The organism is Actinomadura sp. NPDC023710, from assembly GCF_040639875.1.
Classification (GTDB): domain Bacteria; phylum Actinomycetota; class Actinomycetes; order Streptosporangiales; family Streptosporangiaceae; genus Spirillospora; species Spirillospora citrea.
Window position 1 is genome coordinate 15838 of sequence record NZ_JBFAGB010000070.1, and the last position, 12227, is coordinate 28064.

Genomic DNA, 12227 nt, shown 5'->3' on the forward strand with positions numbered 1-12227 from the left:
TCACCCGCGCCCCTCCTCGTCCGTGTCCGGCAGCCGGACGCGCAGGGAGACGGTCCCGGTCAGATCGATCCAGGCCGAGTCCGGCGTCCGGACGAAGCGCAGGAGGACGTGACCGCATTCGGGGCAGCGGGCGACCATGCCCGGCGCCCGGTCGTACACCCGCAGCTCGGCGATCGGGCCGGTGAGCCCGCAGTTGACGCAGCGGCCGGTGGCCGCCGTGATGTCCACGGCGAACAGCTCGCTGAGCGGGCCGGCCAGGGCGTTGCCATCCACATGATCCATGGGACGCCGACCCGGGGTGTCCTCCCGACGGGGCACGTTCATCTCACTCAGACTCCGTTCAGCCGAACCGTTCGGTCTTGATCCTCCGCGGGTCGTGACCGCGGGCGAGCAACAGGTCGGCCGCCGACTCCACGAATCCCGTCGGCCCGCAGACGAAGCAGTCACGGTCGGGCGGGCCGTCCCCGAGATCGGCCGCCATCAGCCGGCCGGGCGGGCGGGGCCAGCCGTCGGGGGCGACCCGGGTGTAGACGTGCGTGACATCCAGGCCGGGCTCGGGACGCCGGAGCTCGTCGGCGTAGAACACGTCTCCGGGCGTGCGCGTGGAGTACGCCAGCCGGAACCGCGTTCCCCTCCCGGCCATCCGGCGGGCACGGATCATGGCCATCAGCGGCGCGATGCCGGAACCGCCCGCGACCAGCAGGACGTCCCGTCCCGCACCTGGCCGCCACACGAACCAGCCGCCCACCGGGCCCCGTATCTCGACCGGATCGCCGACGCCGAGCACATCGGTGAGATACGGGGAGACCTCACCGTCCGGGATCCGCTGCACGGTGAGCTCGACCCGGTCGGGCGCGGAGAGCGAATAACTGCGCTGCGTGGCATAGCCGTCCGCAGCGGTCAGCCGCACGTCGACATGCTGACCGGCCAGATGCCCCGGCCAGCCCGGCACATCGAAGACGAGCGTGCGTGCGGTACCCGTCTCCTGGCGCATCTCGGTCAGCCGCGCCACGCGCCACGCTAGTCGCCCTGGTACCGCTGCTCGCGCCATGGGTCCCCGTAGTCGTGATAGCCGGCGCTCTCCCAGAAGCCCGGCTCGTTCTCCGTCAGCAGGTCGATGCCCCGCAACCATTTCGCCGACTTCCAGAAGTACAGGTGCGGTACCAGAAGCCGCACCGGGCCCCCGTGCTCCGGCGCCAGCTCCTCACCGTCATAGCGGTAGACGATCCATGCCTGGCCGTCGAGCAGATCCTCAAGCGGCAGGTTGGTGGTGTAACCGCCGTAGGAGGACACGAGCGCGAAATCGGCCGCAGTGTCCACGTCGGCCAGCAGGACGTCCAGCGACACCCCCTGCCAGTCCGTGCCCAGCTTGGACCACTTGGTGACGCAGTGGATGTCCACCCTCGGCGTCTCCGACGGCAGATCCAGCAACTCCCGCCACATCCACCGGTGCTGCCGCCCGGTCTCCGTGGTCACCGTGAGCTCCCACTCCTCCACCGGGATCCGCGGGGTCGGACCGGCCGACAGCACGGGGAAGTCCTCGGTCAGGTACTGCCCCGGCGGCAACTTGACCGCGGACTCGCGCCGCCGCCCGTGAAACCCGGGCGAAACGATCCCCATCACAGCCTCCTCTCGTCAGGCCGAACGGATCCCGTCCTCTGGGCCTACCTTCCCCAACACGACCAACCCGATGCGATTCCCACCGCGCGACACCCTCGCAACCGTCGCCTCAGCGGCCCCAGGGTCGGCTCCCGGCCCTCTTCACCCTGGTCAGCGCCGGCCGTGCCACGAGGCGCATCCTCCTGCCGCAAAGGCCGACGGCACGGGCCGGTCCCGGCGTCGCGGCGAGCTCGCGCCGGCCGCAGGCCGCCGCGCTTGACCTCGGGTGGGGATGCGGTCCGCCTGTGGAGCCTGGTTACCACTGGCCTGCCGTCGGCCGGACTCCAGGGACGGAGCCTCCAGCGGTCAGTGGGGGGCTGTGGCACGCAACGCCTGGAGTGCCGCGGCCATCGACGGCACAAAGTTCACCTCGGGTGGGAGCCGGTCACGGTCCCATCCGGGGCCGCCGACCACCACCTGCGGCGCAGGACGCCTGGCGAGCAGGTCGGTGAGCCAGGATGGCTCACCGGTCTCGGAGGTCTGCGACCACACGAACACCGTGTGCGCCCCAGTTCGGTCGATCGCGGCCTCCAGTGCCGATGCCGGCACCCGCGCACCCAGCATGAGTCTCGCCGCCCCGGTCTCCGCCAGCGCGGCTGCCAGCACAAGGATTGGCAGAGTGTGCTCCTCGTCCGGGGCACATGCCAGCACTACCGGACTGCGGACCTGCCCTGCCAAAAAGATCTCCTGGGGCGGCGTCACCCCAACCAGGCAGCGCGACACCACCGCCGACAGCAGATGCTCCACTTCCACGTACTGACCGGTGGCCGCGTGTTTGCGTCCAATGTCGACGAGGACCGGCGCCATCACCTGCTCCCACGCCGGCGTGACGCCTTCATGCCGCAGGGCCGACTCCACGATCTTGGTCATCACCAGCTCGTCCATCGCCATCGCCGCGTCCGCGAGGCTCTCGATCCGCGTGGCCTGTGATGTGCCGTGCTCAGCGGCGGAGGCGTCCAGAGCACTGGGGCTGTCGGCAGCGCTGTGGCTCTCCGGTTCCGGGTCAGGCCCGCGCGGCGCGTCCAGGGCCGCCCGTGCCGCCTCTGCCGGTGGCGCCCCAGCGGAGATCATCTGCTGCATCGTCTCCAGCCGGGCAAGGTCGGCCGGGCTGTAGCGGTGATACCTGCCAGGGCCACCGCCGGTCGGGCCGACGCCGTACTGGCGATCCCAGGTGCGCAGTGTGGAGGGCGCCACACCCAGCCGGCGTGCCACCGCCGCCACCCCGAGCCCACTCACTCCGGAATTTGCTTCGCCGTTTGTTAGGTCGTCCATGCACAACCCCTACCCAGAAGGTCCGCGAGTTTGAGTGCTTAGCTGCACCCCGCGCTGGGGGACTCAGGCCCGAGATAACGCGCCGGTCCGCCGACCACGACGATCTGCCCGGCGTCCCCCTTGGCCTGGTCGGCTGACGGGCTGGGCGGGCTGGCCGGTGGCGCGCCCATCACCGCCACCGTCCGCGACCCGAACAGGCGACCCTGTTGGCCTTACCGCCGCTCCGGATGGCCGTCGATACGCTGAACCTCCCCCCGTGCCCGCTGCGAGCGGGCGCCGGATCGTCGAAGGAGGCACCGGCCCGGTCAGGGACGCCGTGTTGATCAACGTGGCCGCCGCTTACCGCGGCCTGGACGGCGATGTGCGCGCCTGCATGGCCGCCGGGCTGGGCGAGGCGGCAGCGGCCATCGACTCCGGTGCCGTCAAGGCCACGTTGACCCGCTGGGCCCAGGCCGCCACCGCCGCCCAGGAGAACGGCCGCGAACCTCGCCCCTGGTCCCGCTCGGCGCCGGTCAGGTGGCCGCTGGGGTTGTCGAGGCAGGCAGCGGCTTCGCGGGCCTGCCTGCCAGGACGGCTCGCAGGGCGGGGTCGGCGGCGATCAGCCGCGCCGCCTGGTTCTGTCCAAGGGCGGTGGCCGCCTGCTGGTAGGCGCGTGTTTCGCACGTGTAGCTGTGCTGCGAGGGGCTGACCTTGAGGTAGGCCGCGTTGGCGGGGGTCTCGGTCGCCAGGCGCCAGACTCTGGACTGGGCGCGCGGCCAGGACGCGTCGGTGATGGCGGCGACGTCGGGCAGGTGACCGGCCAGCCATCGGCGCAGGTCGGCCGACAGGAATGCGGTATCGGCATCGAGCGTCATGATGCTTTCCAGCATCACATGAGGACTGCTGGAGGGGTGGTCAGGGGCAGCGCGGAGGGCGGGGGCTGTTGATCGACGGGGGCGGTCCGGTCAGAAATGCTCCAGAAGCCAGGGTTCACGTTCCGCAGTGGCGTGGTGGAAGCTGGCAGGTCCCCGGCTATGCCCGCCAGCCTCGGGCGGCGGTGTCGGGGTTCACGGGTGGGCCGTGCTCGGTACGGTAGATCCCGGGACCGTGGTGAAGCCACGAACACTCAACAAACAACCCCGGTGCACGTGCCAGGCACGCGCACCCCGACCCAAACAGGGAATCACCATGATCAAGCGTCAGTCGATCTCGACCGCTACGGGTGCCGTCGCCGGAGCGATCCTCGGAGGCATCATCGAGGGCCTGAACTTCGCCGTCTTCCTCGTTGACTACCACCGTGGCGGGACCGACCCCTTCGAGTCCGGTGACATCGGCTACCTCGCCCTCAAGGCCATCGTCAGCATCAGCGTCGGCATCATCGGCGCCGTTGGCGGCGTCTTCCTCAGCACCTACGACGGCCCTGAAACCCCCGGCGGGCGGAAGCTCCTCATCCGCATCGCCGGTGGCTTCGTCATCGCGGCGGTCGCGGGCTGCCTCGTTTGCGTCGCCCTGGCCGCCTGCGGCGTCGCCGTCGTCCCCATCACCGGGTCTCTGGGAGTCGGCGAGCTCTCCAGCGACCTCGGGATCGTTCTCACCGCCCTCTGCGGCATCGCCGCGGGACTCGTCGTCGGCGCCGTCCGCGCCGACAACTGACCTACCTGCGAAGCCCGGTGACCATCGGGCCTCGTTCAACGGGGAGCCTGGCACTGCCAGGCTCCCCGTTCTCGTCCCATCCCCGGTGTCGGGGCCAGTGACCTGCCGTTCGATGGTCGGGCCGAACACTCTGCTGCCCCCTGCACGGCGTTTTGCCGTTAGTAGTTCCTTAGCGGTTTCAGGGGCGCGGCGTCTGTTTGCAGGACAGGTCGGACGGCTCGGAGGGCTCGGGCGGCACCGGGGATCGGCAGAGGCCTGCCGACGTCCATCCAGAGCGGCGTCAGTTGAGGGTGTCCAGGAAGGTCTTGACGGCGGCGGCGAAGCCGTCGGGGTCGGTGGTGTGGACGAAGTGGTCGCCGTCGAGCTCGACGAGCTGCGTGTTGGCGCGGCGGGCGACGATCTCCTTGCCGTCCTGGGGGGTAATGACCTGGCTATTGCGGGCGAGCACGAACAGGGCGGGGCAGGTGGTGGAGATCCAGTCGGCCCAGTGGTCACCGTGGGTTCCCTGTTCTGAGGTGATGGTGTCCTGGGGGTGGAACGGCAGGCGCCAGCCCCCGCCTGGGGTGGGGCGCAGCTTGTCGCCGAGCATCGGAGCCAGCGGGCCGATGGCGCCCAGGAGCGTTTGGCGGTCGGGGGCGGTGTAGGGCATCGACAGCACGAATGACAGGGCGCTGGGGCCATCGTCGAGATCGCAGACCGGGCCCTCGACATTGACGATGGCCGACACGCGCTCGGGGCGGCGGGCGGCGATCTGGAAGGCGGTGATGCCTCCGCCGGAGTGGCCGAGCGTCACGGCCTGCTCGATCCCCAGGTGGTCCAGAAGCGCGATCGCGTCGTTGACGTAGTCGTCGCGGGTGTAGGAGGCGGCCCGCTCGGAGTCGCCATGCCCGCGCTGGTCGGGCGCGATGACCCGCCACTGCGGCGCCAGCGCTTCGGCCAGCTGGGCCCATGTCCGGCCCTCGTAGAGGTGGCCGTGCAGGGCCAGCAGCGGCCGGCCGGGCCCACCGAAGTCCAGGTAGGAAAGGTGGCGGCCATCGATGTGAAGCTCGCCGCGGATTCCGGTGACGCTGGTGCTGTTCATGATCGAACCTCCATCAGGTGTCCGTCTCGATGAACAGCACTCTGTCCGCACCTGCTGACCATCGGCGCACTAGCCGCTGACCGCCCCCTCTCCTTCTTGGTGCGTGGGGTGTTTGCTGGTTTCACCTGGGGGATCGGGCGTTCTCAGGAGTTAGTCGACGGGGTGAGCCTCTGGGAGGCCAGCGTGGCGGGGGACAGCCCCCTCGCAGTGAGTGACACAGCCGATACCCCGTCGCAAGCCCCGAGGTGTTGTTGAAACGCATCACCCGGCGATCAGGGGTGTTGCCCAAAATCATCGACAAACGTTGCCGCTACACGCGGACGAAACCAGCGGGGGCCACCCATCAGGCGGTCGACATCGGTGAGCAGGCAACCCTGGCATGTAGACCCGGTCGAAGGTTCACTTCCTGCCCAGTATCCGCGTGCACAGCGAGGGGCTATGCCTGGCGTATCTGCTCACCGACCAAGGTCACGCATGAGCCACTGGAACGGCTCCCGTCCCTGGTCGGACGGGATCGTTCATTCTCCCTCAAGCCCACATGCCCTTCCTGGTCCGACCCGATCCGAGCTAACCGTAGGCCGACCGTGCCCCGGGCTCAGCAGGGCGGCCCAAGCATCCGCTCTGCGATGTGGACCACCTCATCTACATGAACCTCCCTGGTTCACGATCTCGACTGAGCGGTCTGGCGGTCGTTGGCCCTCTCGATGGCCTTGACGAGCTCGTCCTTGGACATGGTCGAACGGCCCGAGATCTCAAGCCGTTTGGCCACGTCGTACAGGTGCTTCTTGGAGGCGTTGGCGTCCACGCCGCCCGCGGTTCTGCGCGCGGTGTGGCGTCCGCCTTCCGCCTGTTCGTCGGACGGGCCCTTGGCGCCCTTGTCTTTGGGCTCCCAGTGGTCGCCGACCTTCTCATGGGTGTGTTTGAGCGCCGCATAGGCGACCCGATGGGCGCGCTGTCCCTCGCCGTACTCCTCGACAGCCGAATCGTGCGCCTTGGCGAAGGTGCGCTGCGCCTTGGCATCTGAACGCTTGATGGTGTCGGGAAGCTCGCTCTTCCTGGCCTTACCCTCGCGGGTGCTCTTCGGCATCCCTGGCTCCTCTGTCGCTTGCGCCTATCTAGGCCATGGTTACCCGTTGAAAGCCGATATCCACCTGGCGCCAGATCGCTTCAGACGTGGCACGTGTGGCGACGCAACCTGGATGCCACGATGATGAGCCGCCAAGTGGCGTGCGGTACCCCCCGGGTTCCCGGAGTCAGCACGATCATCGGGTGGGCCGAGGCTGTAGGGCCTGCTGCGGAGGACCCAGTTCAGTCTCCGGGTGTGGGCCGGCGAGGACAGGCCGCAGAAGCACCATGATCGAACGCTCGACGAGCCCCGATGGCGCGCACATGCCGATGACCACGTACGGAAGCAGGTGACCGTGACAGTCGCGGTCAGCGAAGGCGTCCACAGGCGCGACACGGTGATGGCGAGTAGCGGGCCCCTCCAGGAAGAACCCGGGCACGTGTCGAGCCCTGGGCCAGGCCGCGGTGGCGGTCCGTGGCCACAGCCACAGTTGCCTGCGATGAATGCAGGCTACGTCCCTTCATAGCAGCCGGCGCCAGTTGATCGCATTTTCTGACCAGTGGCCGGCTCTGAAGGTGTTGCCCCTTCGGATTATTTGGTCGGGAGCCTGAGCGGCGCGCCCGGTCGAATTATCAAGTTGGGTGGAGTCGAATGGCTGTGTTTAAGCATCCGGATGGTTGCGATAGCGGCCCACGCTGAGTTGTAAGGGCTTGCCGGGTGACTGGGGCGGTTGGGGCAGACGCATGACCGCGAGTTGAAGGCGATTTGGCCAACGCAACACGAGTTCACGGACGCTCCGCCGCGCTGATCCCTTTGCGGGGGGACGGGGCACGGGCTGGGCCGGAGCCTGAAGTAGGTTGGTAGTAGGAGTTCAGGCGTGTTGCCGCGTACAGGCGCCACCAGGGGAAGTGCTTTCCGTCGGTCGGCGCTGTTCGGGTGACACGACGTCGCAATTGCCTGAAGCACTGCAAACCGTCCCGATCAGGTCTCGCGAGGTCAGTCGATTTAACGGCCGCGCTGCCCATGAGGACACCCCGTCCTGCGGTGGATCGGCGGTGTGGGGAGGAGCATGGGGTATGGCCGACTTCGACGAACGTGCAGAGCAGATCGCGATGGCACGTCGGCTGGTGCATGTACTGGCCCGACGGACCGCCTTCGATGAGGCCGTGGGAATTGTGAGCTGCTGGCAGAAGTGTGGCACTGTCCAAGCCCGCCGAAGCCTGGTGGAGCACGAGGGTGTGGCGGGACAGGACGCCGAAGTGGCCCGTCTGGCCGCCATCGTCGATGACCGGGCTGACGGACGCGCCGACCCGGACTGGGACTAAACGGGTCGATCGGCGGTCAGGTCGGCCGGGTCGAGGTCGCCCTGGGTCACCGCGCGCGCCACATCACGCAGCGGCCGCTGGAGCCGCTGGGCATAGGCGGTGATCGCCGTGCGGGCCGCGGTGGGATCGAGATCGAGGGTGCCGGCGACCATCCCGACAGCGTGGTCGAGATGCACAAGGTCATTGAGTACCGTCATGGTGCGCTCGGCCAGCCGGTCCGCACGCCGATCGCCATGTTCCTGCACCAAGCCGAGCACGGCCAGGTCGGACACGACCTGGGCCAGCCGCAAGTGCCATACCGGCCAGCTCGTCGGCTCGCCGTAGAGCAGGTTGAGCCCGCCCATGACCTGCCCATCCAGCCGCAGCGGAACGGCGGCGACCGCCCGGTAGCCCATCGCGACCGCCGACGGGACGAACTCCGGCCACCGCGTCCGCTCGAACTCCAGATCCTGGGCGGTCACGATGGCCCCGGTGGCGATGCAGTCCAGGCACGGCCCCTGTTGGGTCTGAGTTTGCAGGAGCTCGACGAACCGGGCCGGTTGGTCAGATGCGGCCACAACCCCCACACCTCCGCGCGGATCGACCATCATCACCCCTGTCGCCGCCGCACCCAGCATCCCGGTCCCCGCGTCAGTGACCAACCGCAGCACCGTGGCGCTGTCGGGGCCACCGGTCAGCTGCGAGGTGATCTCGGCTAGAGCGTCGGCCAGATGCGGTGGACGGAGCTCCGATATATCTCTGAGCAGTGGATCAGTCATCGTTCCTCCAGGTCTGGGCAGTTCACTCGGCCAGCTCCTCCAGCCGGATGCGCCGATCCAGCACATCGCGAGCCACCGCCAGTACCGAGCGACCCTGGCCGAAGGCGTGCGCCCGCAGCCGGATGAATGCGTCGTCCAAACTGATGCGCAGCTGCGCGGCGAGCATTCCGGTGGCCACGTTGACGTCCCGGAACGAGGTCACTGGACGGGGCGCGAACTCCCGGCCTGCCCGTTCGGCCTCGCCGGCCTCCTCCAGCAACCCGATGGTCGCCAGTTCCGCCAGGAGGACCGCCTCGCTCACCTCCCGCGTCGACAATCCTCCAGAGCGACGGCGGACAAGTTCCAACGTGCCCAACCGAATCGCTCCGACCTGCAGCGGGAACGCGAACATCGCCGCCGCGTCCACCGCCATCGCCGATCTGACGAAACCCGGCCATCGTTCCTGCTCGCCGCCCAGATCAGGGATCAGTATCGGGCCGCCGGTGACGTAGGCCTCCACGCCCGGTCCCTCACCTACGGTGTACTGCGTTTCGGCCAGTTGAGCCGCCCACGCGTCACTGGCTCCGAGCACCTGCTGCGCCCGGACGTCTCCCCGCAGCGCCACGATTGCCCCGTCCAACCGAGGCAATGTCTCCACGCAGGCCACGCACACCGCCTGTGCCCAGCCGTCCTGGCCCGGCACGTCGGCGCGCTCGGCGATCGCATGCCACAGTCGCCTCCGGTGCCGTCCCTCCAACGGCTGGTCCACCTCATATCCTCCCGACGAAAGACTCCGACCTCGAAGCTCTCAACACACAGCGCAAACGCTAGGAGATCACCGCGCGCCAGGTACCCTCAACGCCGAACACGATCTTGGGACCGGCAGAGACGGTTCAGCACATCTGCCCCCTAAACCCACCGAATCACTACGTTCCACTTAAAGCAATCAACTCGTTACCTCGGAAATGAGCATGGTTCGCTGCGGGCCGAAAGAAGGGGTTTTTAACGTTGGCAGCGGTCCAGGCGGGTTGGATGTAGCGGGATGGTGACGGGTCCCATAAGTGAGACGAGAGCACCCCCCGTCGAAGTCCCTCCGACTCCGGTTTGTGGGCAAGTGACTGACTAATACTAGTCTGACGCGCACCATGCCGTCCGCGCGGCCGCCGGCCCAGTAGACGTCGGTAAGGCGGGTTAAATCGCGGCAATCAATCCGTGGCAGGCGACGTGCGGGTACTGCGGGGGTGGAGATGGTTACTGCAGGTGACCGGCAGGGCGAGTCGACTTCCAGAGTCGAACGGCTCGATGACCTCTCGGCCGCGGTGGACGAGTTTCGTGAGCTGCTCGACAACGACGAGGGGCTCGAGGCCACGCTGGACCGGCTGGTCGCCACGGTGCAGCGGGCGATGGCCCGTGCCTGCGGGCAGCGGCTGAACGCCGGACGATCCGCGTCACCTTGCCGCAGGCGCGGGAGAGGTGGCCGGGCTTTGCCCGCGCCGTCGAGAATGCACGCCTACTTGGGTCCAGGTGCCCAGGGGTTTGGTCTGCCGCCTGTTTGCACGGGGCTGGACATGCTCCCTGCGGCGCCGGACGACTACGGCGCCTCAGGAATCACTTGAACTGCCTGATCCAGAAGGGGCGATGCCTGGTCAGGCTGCCCCGACCGCGTCGGCCACCGAGCGAAAGGCGACCGACAATTCGGCGAAGTTGGACGAGTAGCCGATGTCCTGCGAGGTCTTCACGATCACGACGCCGTTGCGCGGGCTGACATAGACGTATTGTCCGAACACGCCGTTCGCCGAGTAGTCGCCCGGGGTGGGGGCGGTCCACCACTGGTTGCCGTAGCCCCAGCCGGCCTGGCCGATCTTGTCCGGCCGGGAATAGGGGACGGTGACGCGGGCATCGCGCACCCACCCGGCGGGCACGACCTGCCGTCCGTTCACCTCGCCTCTGTTGAGATAGAGCAGCCCGAAGCGGGCCAGATCGCGGCTCGTCGCGTGATAGCAGCAGTAGCCCAGGCCGTTGCCCGCCCAGTCCTTCCCGAGGTACAGGGGGGACTGCATGCCCGCGGGCTTCCAGATCTTTTCCTGGACATAGGACGCCAGCGATCGTCCGGTCGCCTTGGTAAGCACCCAGGCGAGTACGAAGGAGTCCAGGCTGTCGTAGTTCCACTTGGTGCCGGAGGGCCCCTCGCGGACCGCCTCCCTGGCGACCTTCGTCATGGGGGTGCCGAAGGCAAGGCGCAACTGGGCCGCGGTGGCGCCGGTGGTGAAGTTGAAATAGTTTGACTCGTCCCACTTCACGCCAGACGCCATGTGCAGTACATCGCGCAGCGGAACGCCGTCGTACCCGGTGCCCTTCAGTTCGGGCACGTAGCGGGTGACCGGATCTCCGATTGCGTGTATCTTGCCCTCGCGGAGTGCCACACCGAGCGCGGTGGCCGTGATCGACTTACCGATCGACCAGGTGTTGAAACGGCTGGTGGGGCCCTGCCCCTCGAAGTACCGCTCATCGACGACCTTGTTGCCGCGCAGGACCACGAAGCTGAGTGTCGAGCTGCGCCGCAGAAAGTCCGACAGCGTCCGGCGCGTGCCGTTGTAGGTATAGCCCACCTTCAGGGGCTTGCCTTTGCCTGTCAGCCGCACCGGCTTGGGGGATGGCTGCACGGGGGTGAGCGGGTAGTGGGGGAGGTGGATCAGTGCGGGGAAGGGAATCTGCTCCTTCTGCGCGGCGGCGGCTTCTGCGTTGGCGGTCTTCGCGTGGCCAGCCGCGGTACCGGTGACGGCCACTACGCCGGCGGTGGCCACCACTGGCAACACAAGAGCGGCGATCGTGACCTTGGTGGGGATTGGCATAGTGATCAACCCTCGGATGGTCGGTGCCGTCAGTGGGCGTGACTCCAACAGACGCTGATGTCTGTATGAGGCGGGCAGTGCTGCCAGGCGAGGCGCGTGGTGACCGAGGCCCGCCTTGACTGGCCCACCGACGTTCACGTGCCGGACTACGGCCGGCCGGCGCCGCGCGGCAAGGCTCCACCAGAACAGCCACGCTGACAGCGGCCTGATCGGCCCAGAGGACGTCGAGGTCGCCCACTGGCGGCTCGACCCGGCCGCCCGACCACCGCCGACTGCCCGGCGTCCTTCCCTTGCCGGGGCCTCCGGCATGCTCGGCGCGCGTCGCCGCCGAGCCGGCTTCCACGTCCGGGCCGCGCGACCCCAGCAACGCGGCGGTCAGGCCGCGACCGCGCCCACCACTGTGCCGACGCCTCCGGCCACACCCCCTCCGCCGGGTGCGCCGCGGCCAGTCCCGCCTCGGTAGACCAGGAGCGCGGACAGCACCAACGCCACCCCAGCACTTGCCCGTGCGCTAGGTGTACTTGGCCATGATCTTGGTGACACCTGACCGGTAGGTCTTTGATCAGCAAGAGGACCTCCTGGCGTAGTGGAGTTTCACCGACT

At 68.4% G+C, this 12227-nt stretch carries 12 protein-coding genes; 2 read left to right on the forward strand and 10 right to left on the reverse strand.

The features are described 5' to 3' along the window. The 5 genes from AB0H37_RS42775 to AB0H37_RS42795 form a co-directional block, all read right to left on the reverse strand. Positions 1-282, reverse strand: a complete 282-nt coding sequence (locus AB0H37_RS42775; RefSeq protein WP_360618390.1) for a DUF6510 family protein — start codon at positions 280-282, stop codon at positions 1-3. Between the two features lie 58 nt (positions 283-340). Then, positions 341-1012 carry a ferredoxin reductase gene (locus tag AB0H37_RS42780; protein WP_360618391.1) on the reverse strand — a complete coding sequence of 224 codons (672 nt, stop codon included), beginning with the start codon at positions 1010-1012 and terminating at the stop codon, positions 341-343. 8 nt (positions 1013-1020) lie between these two features. Further along, a complete protein-coding gene (locus tag AB0H37_RS42785; protein ID WP_360618392.1) occupies positions 1021-1620 on the reverse strand; it encodes a sulfite oxidase-like oxidoreductase in 600 nt (199 codons plus the stop codon). A gap of 345 nt (positions 1621-1965) precedes the next feature. After that, entirely contained in the window at positions 1966-2931 is a 966-nt protein-coding gene (locus AB0H37_RS42790) for a MerR family transcriptional regulator (RefSeq protein WP_329092226.1), read from the reverse strand. A gap of 512 nt (positions 2932-3443) precedes the next feature. Then, on the reverse strand, positions 3444-3800 hold the full coding sequence (locus AB0H37_RS42795; RefSeq protein ID WP_360618394.1) for a hypothetical protein: 357 nt from the start codon (positions 3798-3800) through the stop codon (positions 3444-3446). Between the two features lie 298 nt (positions 3801-4098). Here AB0H37_RS42795 and AB0H37_RS42800 point away from each other — a divergent pair, with 298 nt between their 5' ends. Continuing rightward, complete coding sequence (locus AB0H37_RS42800; protein ID WP_360618396.1) at positions 4099-4563, forward strand: hypothetical protein; 465 nt, start codon at positions 4099-4101, stop codon at positions 4561-4563. Between the two features lie 280 nt (positions 4564-4843). Here the strand turns inward: AB0H37_RS42800 and AB0H37_RS42805 are convergent, their stop codons facing one another. Both AB0H37_RS42805 and AB0H37_RS42810 read right to left on the reverse strand, forming a co-directional pair. Further along, entirely contained in the window at positions 4844-5644 is an 801-nt protein-coding gene (locus tag AB0H37_RS42805; RefSeq protein ID WP_360618397.1) for an alpha/beta hydrolase, read from the reverse strand. Positions 5645-6305: 661 nt separating this feature from the next. Further along, entirely contained in the window at positions 6306-6731 is a 426-nt protein-coding gene (locus tag AB0H37_RS42810; RefSeq protein ID WP_329092219.1) for a ChaB family protein, read from the reverse strand. A 1055-nt stretch (positions 6732-7786) separates the two neighbouring features. Between AB0H37_RS42810 and AB0H37_RS42815 the strand changes: the two genes are divergently transcribed. Beyond that, positions 7787-8035, forward strand: coding sequence for a hypothetical protein (locus tag AB0H37_RS42815; protein ID WP_329092217.1), 249 nt, complete (start codon positions 7787-7789; stop codon positions 8033-8035). On the opposite strand, the gene AB0H37_RS42820 is transcribed toward AB0H37_RS42815, so the two are convergent. The 3 genes from AB0H37_RS42820 to AB0H37_RS42830 form a co-directional block, all read right to left on the reverse strand. Continuing rightward, entirely contained in the window at positions 8032-8793 is a 762-nt protein-coding gene (locus AB0H37_RS42820; protein ID WP_360618398.1) for a GAF and ANTAR domain-containing protein, read from the reverse strand. The genes AB0H37_RS42815 and AB0H37_RS42820 overlap by 4 nt on opposite strands. 22 nt (positions 8794-8815) lie before the next feature. Continuing rightward, the gene (locus AB0H37_RS42825) at positions 8816-9541 is read right to left on the reverse strand and encodes a GAF and ANTAR domain-containing protein (RefSeq protein WP_360618399.1); all 726 of its coding nucleotides are present in this window, start codon (positions 9539-9541) and stop codon (positions 8816-8818) included. 877 nt (positions 9542-10418) lie between these two features. Continuing rightward, entirely contained in the window at positions 10419-11624 is a 1206-nt protein-coding gene (locus tag AB0H37_RS42830) for a serine hydrolase (protein ID WP_360618400.1), read from the reverse strand. Positions 11625-12227: the final 603 nt, after the last annotated feature.

Excerpts from the sequence above, each read along its gene's own strand:
- AB0H37_RS42775 (WP_360618390.1), bottom strand. The coding sequence starts at position 282 with ATGGATCATGTGGATGGCAACGCCCTGGCCGGCCCGCTCAGCGAGCTG.
- AB0H37_RS42785 (WP_360618392.1), bottom strand. The coding sequence starts at position 1,620 with ATGGGGATCGTTTCGCCCGGGTTTCACGGGCGGCGGCGCGAGTCCGCG.
- AB0H37_RS42790 (WP_329092226.1), bottom strand. The coding sequence starts at position 2,931 with ATGGACGACCTAACAAACGGCGAAGCAAATTCCGGAGTGAGTGGGCTC.
- AB0H37_RS42795 (WP_360618394.1), bottom strand. The coding sequence starts at position 3,800 with ATGCTGGAAAGCATCATGACGCTCGATGCCGATACCGCATTCCTGTCG.
- AB0H37_RS42800 (WP_360618396.1), top strand. The coding sequence starts at position 4,099 with ATGATCAAGCGTCAGTCGATCTCGACCGCTACGGGTGCCGTCGCCGGA.
- AB0H37_RS42805 (WP_360618397.1), bottom strand. The coding sequence starts at position 5,644 with ATGAACAGCACCAGCGTCACCGGAATCCGCGGCGAGCTTCACATCGAT.
- AB0H37_RS42810 (WP_329092219.1), bottom strand. The coding sequence starts at position 6,731 with ATGCCGAAGAGCACCCGCGAGGGTAAGGCCAGGAAGAGCGAGCTTCCC.
- AB0H37_RS42815 (WP_329092217.1), top strand. The coding sequence starts at position 7,787 with ATGGCCGACTTCGACGAACGTGCAGAGCAGATCGCGATGGCACGTCGG.
- AB0H37_RS42820 (WP_360618398.1), bottom strand. The coding sequence starts at position 8,793 with ATGACTGATCCACTGCTCAGAGATATATCGGAGCTCCGTCCACCGCAT.
- AB0H37_RS42830 (WP_360618400.1), bottom strand. The coding sequence starts at position 11,624 with ATGCCAATCCCCACCAAGGTCACGATCGCCGCTCTTGTGTTGCCAGTG.